This is a genomic window from Arthrobacter sp. B0316-1-20 (assembly GCF_059091865.1).
On sequence record NZ_JBNHHC010000003.1, the window covers coordinates 256748 to 280061 of the forward strand.

Sequence of the window (23314 nt, forward strand, 5' to 3'; positions counted from 1 at the left end):
GGGCGGCGGAATTAGAGCTTGGGCCCTGCCGTGTGGCAAAATAGAGGATTGTGTCCGCTGGGCACGTTCCTGCCACAGGGGGAGCGTCGCCAACAGCCGGACTCTCCGGCCGCCGATTCCCGGATGGCCGGTTTCCTGAATTTCGGCAGCGACCGTTGCAGGCACCGCCTGACCGTCCTGCCGTGACCAAAGTGAATGACCTGTGGCGTTCACCAGGAGTGAGAAATGCATATCCTCGACTCTGTTGACGCAGCATCGCTGCGCAGCGACGTTCCCGAGTTCCGCGCCGGCGACACCGTCAAGGTGCACGTGAACATCATCGAAGGCAAGACCGCCCGTATCCAGGTTTTCCAGGGTTTCGTCATGGGCCGCCAGGGCCATGGTGTCCGCGAGACCTTCACCGTCCGCAAGGTTTCCTTCGGCGTGGGCGTGGAGCGTACCTTCCCGGTACACTCCCCGATCATCGACCACATCGAGGTCGTCACCAAGGGCGACGTGCGCCGCGCCAAGCTGTACTACATGCGCAAGCGCCACGGCAAGGCAGCCCGCATCAAGGAGAAGCGCGACTTCGGCACCGCCAAGTAAAGTTGCCCACCGGCAACTTCTTGACCTAACCAGTGCAGCACCTCCCTGGTTCCCCCGAAGCCTCGGGGGAACAACCAAGACGCCGGCCCGGACTTCCGGGCTGGCGTTTTGTGTTGGCCGTCGTCGCCTGCGCCGTGGTGCTCAGCGCCGTCGTGCGCGCCACGCTGCTGGACGTGTACTACATCCCGTCCGGCTCGATGGAGCCGCTGCTGGAGACCGGCGACCGTGTCCTGGTTTCCCGCACCGACTACCACTTCGGCGGGATCCGGCGGGGCGACCTGGTGGTCTTCGACGGGCGGGGCTCGTTCGCGCCCTTTAACAGCGGCAAGTCCCCGTTCGTGGACGCCGCGCAGCAGGCCGGCCAGTGGCTGGGCATTGCCGGCAGCGACACCATCTACGTGAAGCGCGTGATCGGCCTGCCGGGGGACTCGGTCGAGTGCTGCGGCCCGGACGGACGGCTGCTGGTCAACGGCGAGCCCGTCGAGGAGGATTACCTCTTTCCCGGCGACGCGCCCAGCGAGGTGGAGTTCTCGGTCCAGGTGCCCAAGGATAGATTGTGGTTAATGGGGGACCACCGGTCGGCCTCGGCCGATTCGCGGGCCCTCCTCGGCGCGCCCGGCGGCGGCATGGTCCCCGTCGAGCGGGTCATTGGCCGCCCGATGAGCATCATCTGGCCGCTCGACCGGGTGTCCGGGCTGGACCGGATACAGTTGGATGCCCAGCCAGCGGAGAATCGAGGATAGTGAGTATGGACCAGGACCCGAAGGACACTGGCGGGTACCAGCCGGATGCCTCCGGGCCGCGGAAGCGCGAACGCCAGCGCGAACGGCAGAGCGAACGCAAGAACGCCGGGCGGAACTCCCTGTTGTCGTGGCTGAAGGAGATCGCCACGATCGTCGCGGTCGCCGTCGTCCTCTCTTTCCTGATCAAGACCTTCCTCTTCCGCGCCTTCTTCATCCCGTCCACCTCGATGGAGGACACGCTCGAGGTCGACGACCGGATCTTCGTGAACCTGCTGGTCCCGCAGCCGTTTGAGCTCAGCCGCGGCGACGTGGTGGTTTTCCAGGACAAGCTCAACTGGCTGCCGCCGAACGGGGCGGATGAAGGCAACTGGTTCCAGCAGATCCTCACCTTCGTCGGACTGATGCCGGACGCGTCCCAGCAGCACCTGGTCAAGCGCGTCATTGGCCTGGGCGGCGACCAGGTGGTCTGTTGCGACGCCGATGGCCGCATCTCGGTCAACGGGGAGCCGCTGGACGAGGATCCCTACCTGGCGCCGGGCTCGGACAACACCCGGATTCCCTTCGACGTGACGGTGCCCGAGGGTAAAATCTGGGTCATGGGCGACAACCGGAACCATTCCGCGGACTCGCGCGAACACCAGGACGAGGCGTCGAGGGGCTTCGTGGACCTCGAATCCGTCGAGGGCAAGGCCAGCGTCATCGCCTGGCCGCTGGACCGGCTGGGCTTCCTGGGCAATTACCCCGAGGTCTTCGACGGCGTCCCGGAACCGTCCGAAGCGTCCGGCGGCGGGAAGCCGGCCCTGGCCCGGCAGGACGAGGCGCCGTGACCGGCAGGAACCCCACGCTGCGCTTCGAGCGGTCCTTTGCGGAGGCGGGCCACCGGCTGGTCGCCGGTGCGGACGAAGTGGGCCGCGGGGCCCTGGCCGGACCGGTCAGCGTAGGGATGGTCGCCATCGACGCGACCTCGGCCAAGCAGATCCGCGGCGTCCGCGACAGCAAACTGCTCAGCCCGGCGGACCGGGTGGCCCTGGTGCCCAAGATCCACAAGTGGGCGACGGCCTACGGCGTGGGGCATGCCAGCGCCGCCGAAATCGACGCGCTGGGCCTGATGGCGGCCCTGCGGCTGGCCGGCGCGCGGGCCTGGGGCCAGGTGCTGGCCACCGCGCGCCCGGACATCGTGATCCTCGACGGCAACCACGACTGGCTGTCGGCGGGGGAGCCGTCGCTCTTCGACGACGTCGCGCAGCCCGGCTGCGACGCACCGGTCCGGACCAGGATCAAGGCGGACCTGCAGTGCCTCAGCGTGGCCGCGGCCAGCGTCCTGGCGAAGGTGGAGCGCGACGCGATGATGACCGGCTACGCCGCGGACTATCCGGACTACGCCTGGGACATTAACAAGGGCTACGCCACCGCCGCGCACCGCGCCGCCCTGCTGGGCATCGGCCCCTCGGAGCTGCACCGCCGAAGTTGGCGGCTGACCCCCGAGGAACCGCTGATGCCCGCCGTCGAACTCGCGGAGTAAACGCCGCGGGGCAATCTGGGGCAGGATGGATACATGAGCGCCGAAGACCTTGAGAACTACGAGACCGACATGGAGCTGCAGCTCTACCGGGAGTACCGCGATGTCGCCGGCCTGTTCAGCTACGTCGTGGAGACCGAGCGCCGCTTCTATCTGGCCAACCACGTGGACCTGCAGGCGCGCTCTGCCGACGGCGAGATCTACTTCGACCTGACCCTGCAGGACGCGTGGGTCTGGGACGTCTACCGTTCCGCCCGGTTCGTGAAATCCGTGCGCGTGATCACGTTCAAGGACGTCAACGTCGAGGAACTGGCAAAGAACGACGACCTGACCCTGCCCAAGGGCGGGCTCGGCGGCTGAGCGGCTACCGGCCGCCGACCCCGTCCAGGGTGATGTACGTCTTGCGGACGGTGTCGTGGACTTCCCACGTGCCCTTCCAGCCGGCGGGCATGACGACGGTGTCGCCCGCGCCGGCTTCCACCGGCTTCTGCCCCTCGGCGGTGATGGTGACCCGCCCGGCCAGGATCTGGCAGACCTCGTGGTAGCCGTCCCGCACCGCGGTGAACAAACCGGGGGAGCACTCCCAGATGCCCACGTTGAGGCTGTCCGCGCTCCAGATTTCGCGCGATGCCTCCTGCTGCCCCTCTGTGACCGCCGTGGGCTTGGGCCCGGGCGCTCCGAGCGCGGCGTGGGGCGCCGCCGGGAGGTGAATGGTGTCAATGGACATGGTTGATCCTTTCCAAGGGGTGGGCCGCGCTGGTCGGGCAGGGCATGCTCGCGCCGCCCGACCAGCGCGAAGTACTTCAGGCGCGGCCGGAGATGAGGTCTGCGGCCTTGGCAATCGGGGAGGTTGAGGTGCGGCCGGAGTTCTCCGACTTGTCCGCGGCGTAGTACGCCGCGTACATGGCCTGGACGGCAATCCAGCGCAGGGGTTCCACTTCCCAGGTGCGCACCCGGCGGTTCACCCACGGCATGGTGGTCAGTTCGCTCTCCGTATCCAGCACCAGGTCCCGCAGTGTGCGGCCGGCCAGGTTCGTCGCGGTCACGCCGGTGCCGACATACCCGCCGGCCCAGCCGATGCCGGTCTCCCGATCCAGGCCGACGGTGGCCTTCCAGTCGCGCGGGACGCCCAGCACACCGGCCCAGGCATGGTCGATCCGTGCGCCGCGGGTGGCCGGGAACATGTCGTGCAGGATCGCGGCCAGGTTCTGGATGGTCTCGGGCTGGGTGGCCCCGTCCGTGTCCGTTTTGGAGCCAAACCGGTAGGGCACGCCGCGCCCGCCGAGCGCAATCCGGTTATCGGCCGTGCGCTGGGCGTACATGTAGGCGTGCGCCATGTCGCCCACGGTGTCGAACTCATTCCACCCGATCGCCGCCCAGGCGTCGTCTCCGAGGGGCTCGGTGGCGATCATCGACGAATTCATCGGGAGCCATTCGCGGTGCGAGCCCTTCAGGTTCGCGGTGAAGCCCTCCGTCGCCCGCAGAATGTACTCGGCCCGGACATCACCCCTCTCCGTCCACGCCAGCCGGGGGCTGATTTCGGTGACGGTGGTGTCTTCGTAGATGCGCACGCCCAAAGCTTCCACCCTTTCCGCCAGGCCGCGCACCAGCTTGGCCGGATGGATCCGGGCACAGTGCGGCTGGTGGACGGCGCCGAGCGTGCCGGCAATCCGGACCCGCTCGCTGCTTTCGGCCGCGCTCAGCAGGCGGACGCCGGCCTCGGGCCACTCGGCCTCGGCTGCGGCCAGGGCCTTGAGCCGTTCCAGCTGGGCCGGATTGCGGGCCACATTCAGCTCGCCGCCCTTGCGGACACCGGCGTCGATGCCCTCCGCACCGGCGACCGCGATAACCTCGTCCACCGTCTCGTTCAGCAGCGTCTGGAAGCGGCCCACCAGCGCACGGCCGTGCGCCTTGACGTACTGGCCGCGGCCGCCGGTGATGCTGTTGGTCAGCCAGCCGCCGTTGCGGCCCGAGGCGCCGAAGCCGGCGAAGCGGCTCTCCAGCACGACGATATCCAGCTCCGGCCGGGCCTTCTTGAGGTAGTACGCCGTCCACAGCCCGGTGTAGCCGGCGCCGACGATGGCGACATCGGCCGTCGTGTCGCCGGCCAGGGCCGGCCGGGGCGCGGGCAGCCCGTCCTCGGCAAACCAGAAGGAGACGTTGCCGTTAACCGTCGAGGCCGTCTCGGTGATCAGTTTTTTGCTCATGGTGGGGTTTCCTAGGTCGTGGAGACGAGGTCGGAGTCTTCGAGCAGCACGCCGTCCCGGGCGGACCAGTAGACGACCGCATCGTCTCCGGGCCGCAGGCCGTTGCTTTCGGACAGCGGGGTGCGGACGATGCCGGTGGAGCCGTCGGGCAGCTGCAGTTCATACTTGTGGCCGGAGCCCAGATAGATGTTCTGGACCACCTTGACCGGGACGGTGACGGCGCCGCCAGGGACTTCCTCCGCCTTCGGGGCGACGCGCAGCTGCTCGGGCCGCAGGACCAGGGCACCCTTGCCCGAGACGCTCCGGCCGGCGGGGCCGCGGAGTTTGGCCCCGTGGAAGTCCATGGACCACTCCGGGCCGGCCGCATCGACGTCGGCACGGAAAATGGTGGACTCGCCCATGAACTTGGCCACGAACAGGCTGGAGGGGCGCTCGTAAAGCTCGGCACTCGTACCGACCTGCTCGATCCTGCCGTTGTTGAAGATGGCGATGCGGTCGCTGAGGATCAGGGCTTCTTCCTGGTCATGGGTTACGAAGACGAAGGTGCGGCCGACTTCCTGGTGGATCCGCTTGATCTCCAGCTGCAGCTTCTCGCGCAGGTTCTTGTCCAGCGCGCCCAGCGGCTCGTCCATGAGCAGCGCCCGGGGGTTGAAGACCATGGCGCGGGCGAAGGCGACGCGCTGCTGCTGGCCGCCGGAGAGTTCGCGCGGGTAGCGGTCCTCATAGCCGGACAGTCCGACGGTCTTGAGTGCCTCGGCAATCAGCGTTTGCTGTTCGGACTTAGGGGTCTTGCGCTGCTGCAGCGGAAACGCAATGTTCTCGGCGACGCTCATGTGCGGGAACAGGGCGTAGTGCTGGAAAACGACGCCGAGCCCGCGCTTGTGCGCCGGCACGTTGTCCACGCGCTGGCCGTCGATCTCGATCGAGCCGCTGGTCAGGTCCGTGAAGCCGGCAACGAGGTTCAGCGTGGTCGTCTTGCCGCTGCCGGACGGGCCCAGCAGGGTGATGAATTCACCCGGCTCGATGGTCAGCGAGACGTCGTCCACGGCGGTGGATTTGGCATAGCGCTTGGTGACATTCTGGATGTCGATCCGGGTGCCGGCCCCGGTGAGCTTACTGGACACGTTTCCTCCTACGCATACTGAGCAGCCCGACGGCAATGATGATTGTCGTCAAGAGCATGATCAAGGTTGCTGCGGCCGCGATGGTTGGGTCCGTGTCCCTGGTGACGGACGAATACATCTTGACGGGCAGCGTTTCCAAGTACGGACTTTTGATGAAGATCGACAGCACGACCTCGTCGAACGAGGTCACGAAGGCGAAGAGTGCGCCCGAAACGACTCCGGGCAGAATGGATGGCAGGATGACCTGAAGGAACGTGGACCACCGGTTCGCGCCCAGGCTCGCCGCCGCCGTCGCCAGCCGCTGATCGAAACCGCTGAGGGCCGCCGTGACGGAGACCACCACAAACGGCACGGCCAGGACCGTGTGGGCGAGCACGAAGCCGGTCAGGGTGCCCAGCATCTGCAGCCGCAGGAAGATCGCATAGATGCCGATGGCGAGGATGATCGCCGGCACCACGATCGGGGCCAGCAGCAGCGCCTGCAGCGTCTTGGCAGCCCGGCGCCGGACGAACTTTTGCAGGCCCATCGACGCCGCGGTGCCTATGACGGTCGCCGCGACGGCAACGATGACGGCGATCAGTATCGAATTGCCGAGGGCGGACATCCACGCCCGGTCGGTGAAGAAATTCTCATACCAGCGCAGCGACCAGCCCGACGGCGGGAAACTCAGCGAGGCCTTGTCCGTAAAACTGAGCGGAATGACGATCGAGGTCGGCGCGATCAAGATGGCGGCCACCAGGCCCGCATAGACCAGCAGCAGGGACCGGGTCAGCACGGAATGTTTCACAGCAGTCCTCCTTCATCGCCGGCGGCACGTTTGCTCTTGCGCAGCAGCAGCGCCAACAGGCCCAGCAGCAGCAGCGTGGCAAGGAGCAGGATGACGCCCAGTACGCTGCCGCGACCCCACTGGAGTTGGCCGTTGACCTGCACGTAGATGTATTGCGAGATCAGCATCTCGGACGGCGAGCCGAGCAGCGCCGGGGTGATGTAGAAGCCCAGCGCCTGGATGAAGACCAGCAGGGAGCCGGACACCACGCCGGGCATGGCCAGCGGCATGAAGATCCGGGTGAAGGAGACGAAGGGAGCGGCGCCCAGGCTGCTGGAAGCCTGCAGCAGCCGCAGGTCCACGTTCCGCATCGACGCGTACAGCGGCAGCACCATGAACGGCAGCAGCACCTGGACCATGCCGATCAGGACGCCCGTGGTGTTGCGGATCAGCTCGAACGGCCCCAGCCCCAGGAACCCGAGCATGCCGTTGATCAGGCCGTTGTCCTGCAGCAGGATGATCCACGCGAAGCTGCGGATCATCAGCGACGTCCAGAACGGTATGAGGACTATGACCACCAACGCCGCACGCATCTTGGGGCCCGAAATCACCATGAAGTACGCGTACGGATAAGCCAGCACCAGGCAGATGGCTGCGGACAGCAGCGCGACCCACAGGGTCCGCCCGAGCACGGCCCAGTTGCCGGCGTTGGCGGCAAACCACTCGTAGTTCTGCGTGCCGGGCACCGGGTCCGCCACGCTGCGCCACATCGCCTCGGCCAGCGGGTAGGCGAACACGCCGGCCATCAGCGCCAGCGCCGGGAGCAACAACAGCAGCGGACTCAGCCGCGGGCGCCTTCCGGCCGACGGCGCTGCGCCGCCCTCGCCATTCCCCGTCCGGCCGGCCGGGGCTGCCGGCCGCACGGGGTCTTTGACTGCATTGCTCATTAGGAGACCCAGGCCGTCCAGCGTTCCAGGGTCGAGGCGTAGTTCTCGCCCCACCATTCGAAGTCGGAGACCAGGACCTTGTCGGCGATCTCCGGTTCGGTGATCAGGAACTTCTTGCCGTTCTCATTCACCGCCGGCTTGGCGTCCAGGTGGACCGGGGAATACGACGTTTCCTCGGTGAGCTTCTCCTGCTGTTCCTTGCCGAGTGCGTAGTTGATCAGGGCCATCGAGGCCTTCGGGTTCTTGGCGTTCGTGGGAACGGCCAGGACGTCCATGACCACGACGCCGGTCTCCCAGACCGGCTCGAACGGGGCTCCGTTTTCCACGGCTCCGTAGGCGCGGCCGGACCAGACGATGGCCATGTCCACTTCCTCCGCCTCAAGCATCTGCTGCGACTGGGCTCCCGTGGTCCAATACACGAGGCTGTCCTTGATGGTGTCCACCTTCTTCAGCGCCCGCTCGACATCGAGCGGGTAGAGGTCTTCCTCTGCCACCCCGTCGGCGATCAGGGCGCCCTCGAGGAGGCCGCCTCCGACGTCGGCGCCCTGGACGGCCCGCTTGCCGGGGAACTTCTTGGTATCGAAGAAATCGGCCCAGCCCTGGGGCGCCTCGCTGTACTTCTCGGTGTTGTACACGACGACCGCCGCGTACTGCATGGCCGGCACGTAGCACTCGCTGGCCAGGCCCTCGGGGATTTTGGACTTATCGATGATCGAGTAGTCCAGCTTCTGCAGGAGCTTTCCGCATTGGCCGGCCGCCCAGTTCGAATCGGTGTCGACGACGTCCCACGTCACGTTGTTCGACTCCACCTGCGCCTGGATCTTCGCATACTCCATCGGCCCATCGGACAAGACGTTCGCCCCGGACTCCTCGGCGAACGGCGTCACTGCCGCCGCCATCTGTCCGTCCTGGTAGATGCCGCCGTAGGAGGCAAAGGTCATGTTCAGGCCCTCCAAGGCGCCGGCTTTGACCGTTCCGGCCTCCGCGGGACCGGTGCCCAGGTCGATGTCGGCCGAGGCGGCACTGCCCCCACCGCCACAGGCCGACACGAGCAGCGCGACTGCTGCCGCCATTCCAACCGGCAGGGCCCGCCGGCGGCGGGATGTGCTAAGTGCTGACATTGTTTCTCCTCTTTCGTGTGGAACGCTGAGTGCGGAAGCGCCGGCTGTCGAACCGTCCGGCCCGCTGCTTTAGATGGTTGGAGGGCTGATGATCCACATGACCTCGGACGTGCCGTGGGCCAGGTTCCGAAGGCCGTGCGGCGCGGACGAGAGGTATTCGACGCTGTCCCCGCCTTCCAGGACATGGGACTCGCCGGAGAAGCGGACCTCCACCCGCCCCTTCAGGCAGACGAGGACCTCCTGCGCATTCCCGTGGGCGTACAGTTCCTCGCCGGTCCCGCCGTGCATGTCGAGTTCGCCGGCGTAGACCTCCAGGTTCCGCTGCGGGGAGCCGGTGAGCAGGTACTTGTTGAGGCCGTCGCCGGCATGGAAAACCGGCCGGTCGGCCTTGCGCAGTACCCGGCCCTCGGGCCTGGTGCCGTCGATCAGCTCCGCCGTCGTCGTTCCGAGGGCTTCCGCGATCTTCTTGAGCGTGGCGACGCTGGCGTTCGAGTGCGCGTTTTCCAGCTGGCTCAGGAAACCCGAGCTGACGCCGGTCAGCTGGGCCAGGCTGCGCAGCGAGATGCTCCGCAGTTCCCGTGCCGCACGAATGCGCTGGCCGATCGGCTGCTCGTTGTCCGCCGTACCGCTCATCGAACACCTCCTTTAGTCTTCCTAACGCGGTGATTTATGTCACTTATCACCGCGTTTAGTAGACCCTAGCCCGGGTGTTCAGCCGAAAACAAGCGTTTCACCGAATTTTTTTGTGAGCCGCGTCTCGGGGCTCGGGCCAAAAAACCGTCCGCTTCCCTAGGGCCTCACTCGCCGAGGTCGGCGCCGAGCTGAAGGCGCGCCGCCGCCAGCAGCAGCGACTTGGTGTAGTCCGGCGTGATTTTCGGGTCCTTCGTGGCCACGGCCATGATCAGGCCGTCGATGAGTGCGACCAGGGTGTCCACGATCTGTTCCACCGGGATCGCGGGGGTGAAGCGGCCGGCATCCGTGCCTTCGGCAATTGCTGCGGCCAGCGCCTTCCGCCACAGGGTGTTGGTGTGCAGCACAACGGGTTGCACCTCCCCGTGCCTGCTGGCCGCCGCGCAGGATTCCAGCCAGACGGTGCAGTGCTCCGGATCCGTGACCGCGCCGGCGAGGAGCGCCCGGATTTTCGCGGCCGGGTCATCCTGCCGCTGCGCGGGCAGCTGCCATTCCGTCGCCCTGCGCTCACACGCGGTGACCAGCATTTCGCGGACCACGGCGTCCCGGCTGGGGAAGTAGTGCTGGATCATTCCAATGGAGATTCCCGCTTCCGTGGAGATGTCCCGCAGGCGGATTCCGTCGAATCCGCGGGCCGCCAGCAGGCGTTCCGCCGCCTCGAGGATGAGGCGGCGCCGCGGCTGATCCTCGACCGTCAGCGCGCGGCCCGGGGCGGCAACGGGGCTCATGTTTTCCCTTCGATGTGCTGTGATACCGTTCACAATAATTCATTATTAACGGGAACGACAGCGGCCCGAGTGCCCCATCCGCGGCGGGCCCGTGGACCGCACGGCGGGCCCCTGACCTGCTGCCGACAGAAGCGAGGAAAACCATGGACCGGCTCGTAGACCGCACCATCAGCGCGGCAGCCTTCACCGATGAGGCCCGCGGGCCGCTGCCCGCCCGCGCGCGCACCGTCGTCGTCGGCGGGGGAATCATCGGGGCCAGCATTGCCTATCACCTGGCGGCCTCGGGGGAGACGGACGTCGTCCTGCTCGAAGCCAACGTCCTGGGCAGCGGCACCACGTGGCACGCGGCAGGCCTGGTGACCGGCGGGAGGACGACGACGGCGATGACCAAGCTGGCAAGGTACGGCCTCGAGACCTACGGCACGCTCGAAGAACGCTCCGGGCTCGACGTCTCGTTCCAGCAATCCGGCTCGGTGATGGTGGCGCGGACCGCCGGCCGGGTGGATGAAATGCACTACGCCTGCGACGTGGCCCGCCAGAACGGCACGGAGGCGGAGATCCTGGATGCGGCCGGCCTGGGCCGGCTGTGGCCGCTGGCCCGGACCGACGGAGTACTCGGCGCGCTCTACCTGCCCGACGACGGGCACATCAACCCCGGGTATGCGGCGCTGTCCTTCGCCAAACTTGCCCACGGGCTCGGCGTCGCCCTGCGCGAAAACGTGTCCGTCACCGGCATCCGCCACGGCCGGGGCGGGGTGACGGGCGTCGTCACGGATCAGGGGACCATAGAGGCCGAACGGGCGATCCTCGCCTGCGGGCTGTGGACGCGCGACCTGGCCGCGACCGCCGGGGCGCATGTGCCGCTGTATGCCGCCGAGCACGTGCACGTGCGGAGCGGGGAGATCGACGGCGCCGTGCCCGAGCTGCCGGTCTTCCGGGATCTGGACAACAGCTACTACATCCGACACGAGTCGGGGCGGCTGCTGGTCGGCGCCTTCGAGCCCGACGGGTTGCCGCGGCCGGTGAGCGGGATCGGCAGAAGCGGTTTCGCGGAGTTCGAGGCCGACTGGGAACACTTCGCGACGATCCGCGGCAAGGCGGAGGCGGCGGTGCCGGCACTGGCGCAGAGCCGTTACGACCGCTTCCTCAATGCCCCGGAAAGCTTCACCCCGGATTCCAACTTCGTCCTCGGGGAAACGTCCGAGGTGCGCAACCTCTTTGTCGCGGCCGGCTTCAACTCCCAGGGCATCATTTTCGCCCCCGGCGCCGGTCGGGAACTGGCCGAGTGGGTGATCTCCGGATCGCCGGGCTTCGACGCGGCCGCGGTGGACGTCCAGCGGTTCTCGCGGCACCAGAACAACCGGCGCTACCTCCATGCCCGGACCCGGGAGGGGCTCGGACGCCTCTACGCCATGCACTGGCCGCAGCTGCAGCCGACCACGGCACGGAACGTGCGGCGCTCGCCGCTGCACGCCCGGCTCGCCGAACTCGGCGCCTGCTTCGGGGAGCTCAACGGCTGGGAACGGGCCAACTGGTACGGCGACCCCGGGACCGCGCCGCAGTATGAGTACAGCTACGGCCGGCAGAACTGGTTCGACCGTGTCGGCGAGGAGCACCGTGGCGCACGGGAAGGGGTGGTGCTGTTCGACCTGAGCTCCTTCGCGAAGATCGAAGTGGCAGGTCCGGACGCGCTGGCGGTCTGTCAGCAGGCCTGCACGGCAGACGTCGACGTCCGCGTCGGCAAGGCCGTCTACACCCTGATGCTCAACGAGGCCGGGGGGATCGAGCTGGACGGCACCGTCACCAGGCTCGGTGAAGACCGGTTCCTTGTGGTGACGCCCGCCTTCAGCCAGGACAAGACGCTGGGGTACCTGCGGCGGCTGGCGCAAGGCAAGGCGGCCGCGGTCTTCGATGCGACGGCCGGCCTGGCGACGATCGGGGTCATGGGACCGAAGAGCCGGGAACTGCTCGGCCGGGTCTCGCCCGAGGACTGGTCGGACGCCGCCCAGGCCTACACCGAGGGACGGACCGTGGAGGTTGCCGACGGCTTCGCCTACGCCCTGCGGGTGAGCTTCGTCGGCGAACTCGGCTACGAGCTGTACCCGGGCACGGACACGGCCCTCAACGTGTTCGACGCGTTGTGGGAGGCCGGCCAGGACCTCGGCGTGCGGCTGGCCGGCTACCACGCCCTCGACTCGCTGCGCAGCGAGAAGGGTTTCCGCCATCTCGGGCACGACATCGGGCCCGCCGACGACCCGTACTCCGCAGGACTCGGCTTCACCGTGGCGCTGGACAAGCCGGGCGGCTTCGTGGGCCGGGACGCGGTGGCCAAGCTGGACCCGGCGGCGCCCGCCCACCGGACCGTCTACCTGGCGCTGGAGGACCCGGAGGCATTGTTCGTGCACGACGAGACCGTGTTCTGCGACGGCGTGCCGGTGGGCCGCATGACCAGCGGCAGCTACGGCTACACGCTGGGACGCGCCGTCGGGCTCGCCTCGGTCGCCGCGGATACGGACCTCTCCGGAACGTTCACGGTCGAATGCCGGGGCCGGCTCGTCGCGGCCACAGTCTCACGGCGGCCGTTCTACGATCCGAAAGGGGAACGGCTGCGCGGTTAGCAGCCGGCCTGCCGGTCGAGGCCTGACCTGCACCTCGGTGCGGCGGGGTGTTCCGCGGCCGATCAGCGGCCCAGCGCGGTCGGAACACCCCAGTCGGCGCTATCCGCGGCCTCGAAGCGACCCAGCCGGTAGGGGCTGATGTCAGCCTCAGGCTGCTTGTCCTCGGCCAGGTCGGCGACAATGATGCCCATCAGCGCCGAATACTTGAAGCCCTCGCCGGCATCCCCGCAGGCGACAACGACGCCGGGGACCGGCGAATCGACGACGAACCTGCCGTCGGGGGTGTCGGTCCACACGCAGACCTGCGCGTCGAGCACATCAGGTTGCAGCGACAGCAAGTCGCGGCGCAACCGTTCGCGGATGATGCCGGTGCGCACCTCATCCGGGGACCTGTCGGCGTCCCCCTCGATGTAGTGCCGCAGCGGACTGTCCAGGCCGACCTTGTAGCCTATGCCGGGGCTGCTCATGGCGTAGATGCCCGGTGCTTCGTCAGTCGGGCCGTCGAAAAAGCAAGGATAGTCGTCGGTGGCGCCCCGCGCGCCGCCGAAGTGGACCACCTGCTCCAGGTACGGCCGAAGCGGCGCAGGCAAGCCAAGCTGTGCGAGCAAGGTGCCGCTCCCCGGACCGGCCGCAATCACCAACACGTCCGCATTGACGCGCCGGCTATCGGAAAGGGAAGCGCTGACGGTTCCCGAAGCCGCCGAAACCTGGGACACCGTGGCCCCGTGCAGGAAGGTGCCGCCGGCCGCGGAAAACAGCCGGAACTGGGCCTGCAGGCTCGCATCGGCCAGCACCACGCCGGCGTCCCGCTGCCAAATGGCATCCCGGCCGTCCGGCCTCAGGCCGGGCAGGAACGCTGCAACGTTGTTCGCGTCGACCTCCTCGAAGGGCACATCTTCGGCCAGGAGGGTCGACCGCAGGCGCGGCAGCGACAACGTGTCGCGCCACAGCAGGCCCTTTTGGTGGTAAACGGGTTGCCCGGCCCTGCTCGAGAGCCGCTTCATGGCCTCCAGCCCCAACCTGGACAGCCGGACCCGGCCGGGGTCCGGGTCGGCAATGCGCCACATGCGCGTCGGCCCGTAAGAGGACGACAGGGGGTTGGATACGCCGAAGCGGTCAATCAGGGTGACGCGATGACCCCGGCCGGCCAGCTCGGCCGCTGCCGGCAAACCCCATGCACCGGCTCCGACGACAGTTATCCTCACTGCAATGTCCTTCCTGCGCCCCGGGCCGTTCCTGTACCGTGCAGCAGGCCGGCACCCGCTTGCGCGCGACGAGAGGCTGAACCGGTGGCCGATATGGAGCGCAGGCCGGGGCGTGCTGCGCATCACTTCTTCAGCGTAACGGAGGCTGTCGCCCTGCCCTGCACAGGCCGCCGCACGGGGCGGGATTTCCACATCCCGGGGGTCACGTGAAGCTGCCCTCCGCCGTCCGCCGCCACGCTGGAGGGCATGAGAGCGAAAGACGACCTGGGCCGACGCGGTGAGGAGATGGCCGCGTCCTATCTTTCCGGCGCCGGCCAGCGTGTCATCGACCGAAACTGGCGCAGCCCCGACGGCGAACTGGACATCGTCTCCGTGGACGGGGCGACCATCGTGGTCTCCGAGGTCAAGACCCGGCGCAGCACCGACTACGGCCACCCCTTCGAAGCCATCACCGACGCCAAGGTCCGCCGACTCCACTTCCTGGGGCACCAGTGGCTGCGCGACCACGGCATGACCGGGACGGCGATGAGGGTGGACGCCGTCGCGGTGCTCTACGGGCAGGGGCGCTGGCCCGTGATCGAGTACTTGAAGGGCGTCGGCTGATGGGGCTCGGACGGACATTCTCGGTGGCGCTGGTGGGACTGAACGGGCACATCGTCGAGGTAGAAGCGGACATCGGACAAACCCTCCCGGCCTTCATTCTCCTGGGGCTGCCGGACGCGGCCCTGACCGAGGCCAAGGAACGGATCAAGGCCGCGGCGAAGAACGCCGGGGTCCCGCTCAGCAGGCGGAAGATCACCGTCAACCTTGTCCCCGCTTCGCTGCCCAAGAAAGGCTCCGGCTTTGACCTGGCCATCCTGATGGCCTCGCTCCAGGCGGCGGGGGACGTCCGGCCCAGCGGCCGCAACATCTTCCTGGCCGAGCTGGGACTCGACGGAAGGCTCCGGCCGGTCAGGGGTGTACTCCCGGCGGTGATGGCGGCCGTCGAAGCCGGGTATCCGCATGTTGTCGTTGCCGACGCCAACGCCGCCGAGGCCGCGCTGGTGCCGGGCGCCCGGGTGCGCAGCTTCAGCAATCTGGTTGAGGTCTTGATGGCCTTCGGCGCCGACGCGAACCGGCTGAAGCCCGGCCCGCCGGAGCGGCTAAGCCCGTCCGTCCCGGCCGCAGCACCTCCCGCGCCCGCCCCCGACCTGGCGGACGTGGCCGGGCAGCATGAAGCCCGGGCGGCGCTGGAAGTCGCCGCTGCGGGCGGCCATCATTTGCTGCTCGTCGGTCCGCCCGGTGCCGGCAAGACGATGCTCGCCGAACGGTTGCCGGGCATCCTGCCCGATCTTCCCGACCACCATGCCATGGAGGTCACCGCCATCCACTCCCTGAGCGCCACGGCCGCCCCGCTGACCGAGCTGGTACGGCGGCCGCCGTACGAGAGCCCGCACCACACGGCAACGGCGGTCTCCATCATCGGGGGCGGCTCCGGCATGCCCCGCCCGGGAGCGGCCTCGCGGGCACACCGCGGGGTGCTGTTCATGGACGAGGCACCCGAATACGACCGGCAGGTGCTCGACGCGTTGCGCCAGCCGCTGGAGAGCGGGCGGCTGGTGGTACACCGGGCGGCGGGCAGCGCCACCTACCCGGCCCGTTTCCAGCTCGTCATGGCGGCGAACCCCTGCCCGTGCGGGCTCTCCGGCGGCAAGGGTTTGGATTGCACCTGCACGCCCGACCAGAGGCGCCGCTACTTTGGCAAGCTCTCCAACCCCCTGACCGACCGCATCGATCTGCAGTTGACTCTGCCACGGCTGACGGTGGGGATGATGGCCATGGGTGCGCAGCGGGAAGACAGCGCGGCCGTCGCCGCCCGGGTAGCGGTGGCACGGACGGCACAGCGGGCGAGGCTGCAGCCGTGGGGCATCGGGTTGAACGCGGAGATCAGCGGCGAACTGTTGACCGGGAAGCTACGGCTTCCGCCCGCTATCACCAGGGACCTGGACCGGGCCATGGAGTGCGGAGTGCTGACCGGCCGTGGCTACTCGCGGGTCCTGCGCGTTGCGTGGACGCTCGCCGACCTGTCCGGCCTGGACCGACCGGACCGGGACTGCGTCGGCACGGCGTTGGCCTTCCGCCAACAGGTCAAGGCGGCGTGACCATGCCGTCCCCATCTGCGGCCGCAGGCCAGGAGGAGATGACCAGAATGACGCAACTGCCGTCCACCGATGAACGCCTTGCCAGGGCGGCGCTGTCCCGGCTGATGGAGCCGTCTGACTGGATTGGCCAGGCACTGGTCGCTGCTGCCGGCGCCCACGACGCCCTCAGGGTCGCCACCGGCCAGATCAAGGCCGGGCACGGTCTGCAGGCGGAATTGCTGCGCGCCCTCGACCGCGTACCCTCTGCCGGCAACGCCCAGCCGCTCAGCGACGCCCTCGAGCGGTGGGCGCCGCGCGTCAAGGACCTTGCGCCCGAACGCGACCTGGCCGTGATCGGCAGGCTTGGCGGCACCGTGCTCATACCCGGAGACGCGGTGTGGCCGGCCGCGTTGAAAGACCTCGGGCTGGGCGAACCGCTCTGCCTCTGGGCGCGGGGAAGGTTCACGGACGGCATACCGGACGTCCGGACAACGGTGGCCGTTGTCGGTTCCCGGGACAGCACGAATTACGGCAACCAGGTGACCGGCGACATCAGCAGCGGACTCGCGCAGCGGGGCTATTGCGTGATTTCCGGCGGGGCCTACGGGATCGACGCGCAGGCCCATCGTTCGGCCCTGGCGGCGGAGACCGAACATGTCGCCACCATGGCGGTCATGGCCGGCGGCCTGGACCGGTACTACCCGGCCGGAAACGAAGAACTGCTCCGCGCCATCGCCAACCGGGGGATTCTGCTGGCCGAAGTGCCGCCCGGGGCCGCACCAACACGTTGGAGATTCCTGCAACGAAACCGGCTCATCGCGGCGTTGGCCGCCGCAACCATCGTGGTGGAGGCCCGCTGGCGCTCCGGGGCACTGAATACTGCCCATCACGCCGCGGGCCTTGGCCGCGGCGTGGGCGCCGTCCCCGGATCCGTCTACAGCGCGAACTCGGCCGGTACCCACCGGCTGCTGCGCGACGGGAGCGCAACAGCCGTCACGGATGCCGCAGAGGCGGCCGAGCTGGCGGGACCGCTGGGAACAGTGCAGGCCGGGAGCCAAGAGGTGCTCGCCGACCACGACGGACTCGGTGTGGATGACCTGCTGCTGCTCGACGCCCTGCCGGTTCGACGGGGAAGCACCGTAGACAAGCTCGCCACCGTCGCGGGGATCCCGGTCCGCACCGTCCTCGCGGGACTCGGCCGGTTGGAAGCGGCAGGACTGGCCGTCCAGGACGCCACCGGCTGGCGCCGGGGGCGGCGGGACTGAGTAGGACACAGGGAAGGAGCGCGGCGGCAATTCAGCCGTGCTCCCGTGCGCCTCCTTGAGTTCGGCGGGCCGGGCCAGCAAAGTGAGGGGATGAGCTCTGCAGACCAACCCGAACCGCAGGGCACCGAGCCGCTCCCGCAGGCCTTCGACGCGGCCCTGGATGGCTTCGCCCGCTATCTGAAGGCGGAACGCGCGCGCTCGGAACATACCATCCGCGCCTATGTGACCGACGTCCGGCACCTGCTCGGCTACGCAGCGGAAACCGGTGCCCGGGAGCTGCCGGACATCACCCTCGGGACCCTGCGGTCCTGGCTGGGCGCGATGAACGGAGCCGGCATGGCCCGATCCACGCTGGCGCGGCGCACGGCCACCGCCCGCACGTTTATGGGCTGGGCGCTGCGGGAAGAGCTCATCCACACCGATCCGGCGCTCCGGCTGAAGGCGCCCAAACGCACCGGCTCGCTGCCCACCGTGCTGCGCCCGGCCCAGGTCGACGAGCTGTTCCGAACGCTCGCCGAGGAAGCCGCCGAGGGGGAGCCGATGCCCCTGCGGGACCGGGCGATGATCGAACTGCTCTATGCCACCGGAATCCGCGTCAGCGAACTCGCGGGCCTGGACATCGACGAAGTGGACAACGAACGCCGGACCATCCGAGTGCTCGGCAAGGGCAACAAGGAACGCACCGTTCCGTTTGGACTGCCGGCCGCCGTCGCCATGGACGACTGGCTGCGCCGCGGCAGGCCCAGGCTCGCCACCGCGGAAAGCGGTCCGGCCCTGTTCCTCGGCCAACGCGGCAGGCGCGTGGACCCGCGCCAGGTGCGCTCCGTCGCGGCGAGGCTCTTCGGCCTGCTCGGCGACACCTCGGCCACCGGGCCGCACGCCCTCCGGCACAGCGCCGCCACGCACCTGTTGGATGGGGGAGCGGACCTGCGGGCCGTCCAGGAGATCCTCGGCCACAGCACTTTGGCGACCACCCAGCTCTACACCCACGTCTCCGTGGACCGGCTGCGCCGCAGCTACCAGCAGGCGCACCCGCGGGCCTGATCGCGCAACAGCAGCGGCGGGCGGGACCGGCCGCCCGCCCGGAACGCGGCCGCCCCGGGGAGCCCCCGGACCGGCTGCACTGGCGGAACCGGCGACACGCCATAACACATTGGTAGTTACACTGGCGCAATTCGATGCCGTACGGCACAATGAGGAACGAAGCGTCGGAAACAGCAGTACTGACAAGTTCCATCCGTTGACAGGCTGAAGGTCGTTGGGGAAGACGTACCTACAGCAAATGGAGGATGGGATGTCTGTTGTGATGACGCGTGGAGTGCTGTTTGTGCATTCAGCACCTTCGGCACTGTGCCCGCATATCGAGTGGGCCGTCGGATCCGTCGTGGACAAGCGAACGGATCTCGAGTGGACCCCGCAGCCTGCCGCGCCCGGAATGTACCGGGCCGAGCTGTCGTGGGTCGGCGCGCAGGGGACCGGCGCCATGCTGGCCTCTGCCCTGCGCGGCTGGGCCCATTTGCGCTATGAAGTCGCCGAAGAGCCGAGCGCCGGGGTGGACGGCGGCCGCTGGTCGCACACGCCCGAACTCGGCATTTTCCACGCCATGACCGACGTCCACGGAAACATCATGGTGAGCGAGGACCGCATCCGCTACGCCTACGAAGCCGGTGCCGGCGATCCCGCAGCCGTCTACCACGAACTGTCCCTCGCCCTGGGCGAGGCATGGGACGAAGAACTCGAGCCTTTCCGCCACGCCGCCGAAGGCGCCCCCGTCCGCTGGCTGCACCAGGTCGGCTGACGCCGGCTCTTCCCTCCCTCCTCCATCCACGCAAAAAGGGAGGGCGGCCGGTGAAAACCGGCCGCCCTCCCTTTCGTGCTGCCCGCAGGCAAGCACCGGAGTGAACCGTCAGACGTTGCGGAACACGACGACGGCGTTGTGGCCGCCGAACCCGAAGGAGTTGTTCAACGCGACGATGTCGCCCTGCGGCAGGTCGCGGGACGAGGTGACCACGTCCAGCGGGATCTCCGGGTCCTGGTTCTCCAGGTTGATCGTGGCCGGAGCGCGGCGTTCGTAGACGGCCATTACGGTCATCACGGACTCCACGGCACCCGACGCGCCGAGCAGGTGGCCGGTCTGCGACTTGGTCGCGGAGACCGCAACGTTGTCGACATGGTCACCGAGCGCGGCCTTCAGCGCAGTGTATTCCGGCTTGTCGCCGACAGGGGTCGACGTGGCATGGGCGTTGACGTGCACCACGTCGGTCGCCTGTGCCCGGGCGTCGAACATCGCGGCCTTCAGCGCGCGGGTGGCGCCCAGCCCCTCGGGATCCGGGGCGGTGATGTGGTAGGCATCGGCGGTGACGCCGGAGCCGGCAAGCTCGGCATAGATGCGGGCACCGCGGGCCAGGGCATGTTCCTCGGCCTCGAGCACCAGCGCTCCGGCGCCTTCGCCCATCACGAAGCCGTCCCGGTCCAGGTCGTAGGGGCGCGAGGCACGCTCGGGGTCGTCGTTGCGCCTGGACAGGGCCTGCATCGCGCTGAACGCCGCGATGGGCATGGGGTGGATCGCGGCCTCGGCGCCGCCGGTCATGACCACGTCGGCCTTGCCGGCGCGGATCAGGTCGATGCCCAAGGCCATGGCTTCGGTGCCGGAAGCGCAGGCGGAGACCGGGGTGTGGGCGCCGGCGCGGGCTCCCAGGTCCATGCTCACGGCCGCGGCCGGGCCGTTCGGCATCAGCATCGGCACCGTCATCGGCAGCACCCGCCGCGGCCCGCGGTCGCGCAGCGTGTCCCACGCGTCCAGCAGCGTCCACACGCCGCCGATACCGGTGGCGAAAGCCACGGCCAGGCGGTCGTGGTCAACCTCTTCGATGCCGGAGTCTTTCCAAGCCTCACGGGCCGCCACCACGGCGAACTGGGTGGAGGGGTCCATCCGCTTGGCTTCGACCCGGGTCAGTACTTCGTCCGGGCGGTTGCTGGCCTGGGCAGCGAACGTCACCGGCAGTTCGTACTGGGCTACCCAATCATCTTCGAGGGTACGGGCCCCGGAAACGCCCTTGAGCGCATTCCGCCACATCGTGGGGACGTCGCCGCCGATCGGGGTGGTGGCGCCGAGGCCGGTGATGACTACTTTGCGTGCCATTGATTCATTCTCTCAATAGTGATTGGGCAATAAATCCGGTGCGGCGGCCGGACCGGGGGTCACCCGCCGGCCGCCGAGTCCCGGGAAGCCCCCGGGTGGCGCGGAACTAAGCCTGGGCGTTGACGATGAAGTTGACGGCGTCACCGACGGTCTTGAGGTTCTTGACCTCTTCGTCCGGGATGCGCACGCCGAACTTTTCCTCGGCGTTGACCACGATGGTCATCATCGAGATGGAATCAATGTCCAGGTCATCGGTGAAGGACTTGTCCAGCTCGACAGCCTCCGGGGCCAGGCCGGTCTCTTCGTTGACGATCTCGGCCAGTCCGGCCAGGATTTCTTCGTTGCTAGCCATGGTGGCTCCTTTTCTTGTGCTGCCGGACGGTGTCCGGACGGGGTGTCAAACCGCGGTCTGCGGCCTGGTTCTGGTGGGATTGTAGGGGAGGCCCGACTACCGCAAGGCAGTCTACGGCAGGACGATGACCTGCGCGCCGAAGACCAGCCCGGCGCCGAAGCCGATCTGCAGGGCGAACCCGCCGGAGAGCGCGGGGTTCTCCTGCAACAGGCGGTGCGTGGCCAAGGGGATGGATGCCGCCGAGGTGTTGCCGGCATCGGCGATGTCGCGCGCCACGACCACGCTCTCGGGCAGCTTCAGCTGCTTGACCATCTCGTCGATGATGCGCATGTTCGCCTGGTGCGGCACGAAGGCGGCGAGGTCCTCGGGCTGCAGGCCGGCCGCCTCGAGCGCCTGCTTGGCTACCTTCGCCATTTCCCAGACCGCCCAGCGGAACACGGACGGCCCGTCCTGGCGCAGCGTGGGCCAGAGCTTGCTGTCCGTCTCGTCGAAGGTGTCCGAGACGGCCGAGAGCGAGCCGGCGGCCTCTGCGGCCAGCGAGAGCTCGCGGACGTGGCTGAGCGAGTGGGTCATGCTGATGGTGTCCCACTTGCTGCCGTCGGAGCCCCAGACCGGCTTGCTGATGCCCGGGGTGTCGGACGGGCCCACGATGACGGCGCCGGCGCCGTCGCCCAGCAGGAAGGAGATCGTCCGCTCGGTGTTGTCGATGACGTCGGAGAGCTTTTCCGCGCCGACCACCAGCACGTAGTCGGCGGTGCCGGAACGCACCAGGGCGTCGGCCTGCGCGATGCCGTAGCAGTATCCGGCGCAGGCGGCGGAGATGTCGAAGGCGGGAGCCGGGGTGGCGCCGATCCGGTCGGCCAGGGCCGCGGCGGCCGACGGCGTGGCGTAGGGATGGGAGACGGTAGAGACGAGGACGGCCCCGAGCTGGTCGCCGGTGATGCCGGCCTGAGCCATCGCTTCCTTGGCGGCGCCTTCGGCCATGTCCAGCACGGACGTGTTGGCGTCCGCCCGGTGACGGGTGACGATCCCGGTCCGCTGGCGAATCCATTCGTCGGAGGAGTCGATCCACTGGCAGACGTCGTCGTTGGTGACGATGACGTCCGGACGGTACGCTCCGATGCCCAGGATGCGCGTGAAGTCGCGTAGCGGGGTCTGCTGGATGACGGGTGTGCTCACTGCTCGGATTCTCCAGACGTGCTGTTCAGGACGGGGGTCTGTTCGGTGTGCTCGGCGATGAAGGCGCGGGCCGCTTCCAGGTCTTCCGGCGACTTCAGGGCCATGGTTGCCACGCCCTTCATGCCGCGCTTCGCCAGCCCGGCCAGCGTACCGGCCGGCGGCAGTTCCAGCAGTCCGGTGACGCCGACGGACATGAGCTTCTCCATGCACTTGTCCCAGCGGACCGGGCGCGACACCTGGGCGATCAGGCTGTCCAGGTTCTCGTCGCCGCCGAAGACCGGTTCGCCGTCGTAATTGGAGAGCAGGGTCAGCGACGGCAGGGCCGGCTTCAGCTGGGGACGCAGGGTTTCCAGGGCGCTGACCGCCGGGGCCATGTGTTCGGTGTGGAAGGCGCCGGCGACCTTCAGCGGGATCACCCGCGCCTTGGCCGGCGGGTTCGCGGCGAACGCCTGCAGTTGTTCGAGCGTGCCGGCGGCGACCGTCTGGCCGCCGCCATTGGCGTTGGCCGGGGTGAGTCCGGCCGCTTCGATCGCGGCGAGCACTTCGTCCGGATCGCCGCCGAGCACGGCGCTCATGCCGGTCGGGGTCTGGGCGGCGGCGCGCGCCATGGCGTTGGCCCGCTCGCGCGCGAAGTTCATGGCATCGTTCTCGGTCAGCGCGCCGGCGATGGCGGACGCCGTAATCTCACCCACCGAGTGGCCGGCGACGACGGTGGACAGGTCGAGGGGCTCATCGGCGGTCAGGGCGCGGGCGGCCAGCAGGCCCGCGGCCACGATCAGCGGCTGGGCGACGGCGGTGTCCTTGATGGTCTCCTCATCCGACACCGTGCCGTGCGTGAGAAGGTCCAGCTGGGCGATGTCGCTGAGCAGTCCGAGGTGTTCGGGCACACCGGGGACCTCGAGCCAGGGATTGAGGAATCCGGGCGTTTGGGAACCCTGGCCCGGGCAGACTATTGCAAGCACGTATTCAAGCTTTCCAAAGAGGAGGCGGTTTCCACGGTGTT

General features: G+C 68.5%; 24 protein-coding genes. 11 read left to right on the forward strand and 13 right to left on the reverse strand.

Annotated features, from left to right (window positions below; all coding sequences use genetic code 11):
- Window positions 1–225: 225 nt before the first annotated feature.
- Genes rplS through AC5RW2_RS06435 form a run of 5 tightly spaced genes read left to right on the forward strand, consistent with a single transcriptional unit; the run spans window position 226 to window position 3207 of the window.
- Entirely contained in the window at window positions 226–585 is a 360-nt protein-coding gene (rplS, locus tag AC5RW2_RS06415) for a 50S ribosomal protein L19 (RefSeq protein WP_493941266.1), read from the forward strand.
- A 32-nt stretch (window positions 586–617) separates the two neighbouring features.
- The gene (gene lepB / locus AC5RW2_RS06420; protein WP_494073806.1) at window positions 618–1328 is read left to right on the forward strand and encodes a signal peptidase I; all 711 of its coding nucleotides are present in this window, start codon (window positions 618–620) and stop codon (window positions 1326–1328) included.
- A gap of 5 nt (window positions 1329–1333) precedes the next feature.
- On the forward strand, window positions 1334–2155 hold the full coding sequence (lepB, locus tag AC5RW2_RS06425; RefSeq protein ID WP_494012304.1) for a signal peptidase I: 822 nt from the start codon (window positions 1334–1336) through the stop codon (window positions 2153–2155).
- The gene (gene rnhB, locus AC5RW2_RS06430) at window positions 2152–2850 is read left to right on the forward strand and encodes a ribonuclease HII (RefSeq protein WP_494022923.1); all 699 of its coding nucleotides are present in this window, start codon (window positions 2152–2154) and stop codon (window positions 2848–2850) included. Before lepB (AC5RW2_RS06425) ends, rnhB begins: the two co-directional genes overlap by 4 nt.
- A gap of 33 nt (window positions 2851–2883) precedes the next feature.
- Entirely contained in the window at window positions 2884–3207 is a 324-nt protein-coding gene (locus AC5RW2_RS06435; protein ID WP_493999960.1) for a DUF2469 domain-containing protein, read from the forward strand.
- 4 nt (window positions 3208–3211) lie between these two features.
- Here the strand turns inward: AC5RW2_RS06435 and AC5RW2_RS06440 are convergent, their stop codons facing one another.
- The 8 genes from AC5RW2_RS06440 to AC5RW2_RS06475 all read right to left on the reverse strand — a co-directional run bounded on the left by AC5RW2_RS06440 (window position 3212) and on the right by AC5RW2_RS06475 (window position 10430).
- The gene (locus tag AC5RW2_RS06440; protein ID WP_493999959.1) at window positions 3212–3574 is read right to left on the reverse strand and encodes a cupin domain-containing protein; all 363 of its coding nucleotides are present in this window, start codon (window positions 3572–3574) and stop codon (window positions 3212–3214) included.
- Window positions 3575–3650: 76 nt separating this feature from the next.
- Entirely contained in the window at window positions 3651–5054 is a 1404-nt protein-coding gene (locus tag AC5RW2_RS06445) for an NAD(P)/FAD-dependent oxidoreductase (protein WP_494073807.1), read from the reverse strand.
- 11 nt (window positions 5055–5065) lie between these two features.
- Complete coding sequence (locus AC5RW2_RS06450; protein WP_493999957.1) at window positions 5066–6178, reverse strand: ABC transporter ATP-binding protein; 1113 nt, start codon at window positions 6176–6178, stop codon at window positions 5066–5068.
- Entirely contained in the window at window positions 6168–6965 is a 798-nt protein-coding gene (locus tag AC5RW2_RS06455; RefSeq protein WP_494073808.1) for an ABC transporter permease, read from the reverse strand. Before AC5RW2_RS06455 ends, AC5RW2_RS06450 begins: the two co-directional genes overlap by 11 nt.
- A complete protein-coding gene (locus tag AC5RW2_RS06460) occupies window positions 6962–7891 on the reverse strand; it encodes an ABC transporter permease (protein WP_494025726.1) in 930 nt (309 codons plus the stop codon). The genes AC5RW2_RS06455 and AC5RW2_RS06460 overlap by 4 nt, the downstream gene beginning before the upstream one ends.
- Entirely contained in the window at window positions 7891–9012 is a 1122-nt protein-coding gene (locus AC5RW2_RS06465; RefSeq protein WP_494073809.1) for an ABC transporter substrate-binding protein, read from the reverse strand. The genes AC5RW2_RS06460 and AC5RW2_RS06465 overlap by 1 nt, the downstream gene beginning before the upstream one ends.
- Before the next feature lie 69 nt (window positions 9013–9081).
- A complete protein-coding gene (locus tag AC5RW2_RS06470) occupies window positions 9082–9645 on the reverse strand; it encodes a helix-turn-helix domain-containing protein (RefSeq protein WP_493999953.1) in 564 nt (187 codons plus the stop codon).
- A gap of 164 nt (window positions 9646–9809) precedes the next feature.
- Entirely contained in the window at window positions 9810–10430 is a 621-nt protein-coding gene (locus AC5RW2_RS06475) for a TetR/AcrR family transcriptional regulator (protein ID WP_494073810.1), read from the reverse strand.
- 143 nt (window positions 10431–10573) lie between these two features.
- Here AC5RW2_RS06475 and AC5RW2_RS06480 point away from each other — a divergent pair, with 143 nt between their 5' ends.
- Window positions 10574–13048 carry a GcvT family protein gene (locus tag AC5RW2_RS06480; protein ID WP_494073811.1) on the forward strand — a complete coding sequence of 825 codons (2475 nt, stop codon included), beginning with the start codon at window positions 10574–10576 and terminating at the stop codon, window positions 13046–13048.
- A 62-nt stretch (window positions 13049–13110) separates the two neighbouring features.
- On the opposite strand, the gene AC5RW2_RS06485 is transcribed toward AC5RW2_RS06480, so the two are convergent.
- Complete coding sequence (locus AC5RW2_RS06485; RefSeq protein ID WP_494073812.1) at window positions 13111–14253, reverse strand: FAD-dependent oxidoreductase; 1143 nt, start codon at window positions 14251–14253, stop codon at window positions 13111–13113.
- A 246-nt stretch (window positions 14254–14499) separates the two neighbouring features.
- On the opposite strand from AC5RW2_RS06485, the gene AC5RW2_RS06490 reads away from it, so the two are divergent.
- The 5 genes from AC5RW2_RS06490 (at window position 14500) to AC5RW2_RS06510 (ending at window position 19436) form a co-directional block, all read left to right on the forward strand.
- Window positions 14500–14856, forward strand: coding sequence for a YraN family protein (locus AC5RW2_RS06490; protein WP_494025730.1), 357 nt, complete (start codon window positions 14500–14502; stop codon window positions 14854–14856).
- A complete protein-coding gene (locus AC5RW2_RS06495) occupies window positions 14856–16394 on the forward strand; it encodes a YifB family Mg chelatase-like AAA ATPase (RefSeq protein WP_494073813.1) in 1539 nt (512 codons plus the stop codon). Before AC5RW2_RS06490 ends, AC5RW2_RS06495 begins: the two co-directional genes overlap by 1 nt.
- A 38-nt stretch (window positions 16395–16432) precedes the next feature.
- Window positions 16433–17638, forward strand: a complete 1206-nt coding sequence (gene dprA / locus AC5RW2_RS06500; protein WP_494073814.1) for a DNA-processing protein DprA — start codon at window positions 16433–16435, stop codon at window positions 17636–17638.
- 90 nt (window positions 17639–17728) lie between these two features.
- Window positions 17729–18682, forward strand: coding sequence for a tyrosine recombinase XerC (locus AC5RW2_RS06505; protein WP_494073815.1), 954 nt, complete (start codon window positions 17729–17731; stop codon window positions 18680–18682).
- A 250-nt stretch (window positions 18683–18932) separates the two neighbouring features.
- Window positions 18933–19436: a DUF3145 domain-containing protein gene (locus AC5RW2_RS06510; protein WP_493977382.1), complete on the forward strand. Its 504-nt coding sequence runs from the start codon at window positions 18933–18935 to the stop codon at window positions 19434–19436.
- Window positions 19437–19544: 108 nt separating this feature from the next.
- On the opposite strand, the gene fabF is transcribed toward AC5RW2_RS06510, so the two are convergent.
- The 4 genes from fabF to AC5RW2_RS06530 all read right to left on the reverse strand — a co-directional run bounded on the left by fabF (window position 19545) and on the right by AC5RW2_RS06530 (window position 23273).
- Window positions 19545–20780, reverse strand: coding sequence for a beta-ketoacyl-ACP synthase II (fabF, locus tag AC5RW2_RS06515; RefSeq protein WP_494073816.1), 1236 nt, complete (start codon window positions 20778–20780; stop codon window positions 19545–19547).
- A gap of 106 nt (window positions 20781–20886) precedes the next feature.
- Window positions 20887–21132, reverse strand: coding sequence for an acyl carrier protein (locus AC5RW2_RS06520; RefSeq protein ID WP_136786952.1), 246 nt, complete (start codon window positions 21130–21132; stop codon window positions 20887–20889).
- Window positions 21133–21243: 111 nt separating this feature from the next.
- Entirely contained in the window at window positions 21244–22311 is a 1068-nt protein-coding gene (locus AC5RW2_RS06525) for a beta-ketoacyl-ACP synthase III (protein WP_494012291.1), read from the reverse strand.
- Window positions 22308–23273, reverse strand: coding sequence for an ACP S-malonyltransferase (locus AC5RW2_RS06530; protein ID WP_494073817.1), 966 nt, complete (start codon window positions 23271–23273; stop codon window positions 22308–22310). Before AC5RW2_RS06530 ends, AC5RW2_RS06525 begins: the two co-directional genes overlap by 4 nt.
- Window positions 23274–23314 lie beyond the last annotated feature (41 nt).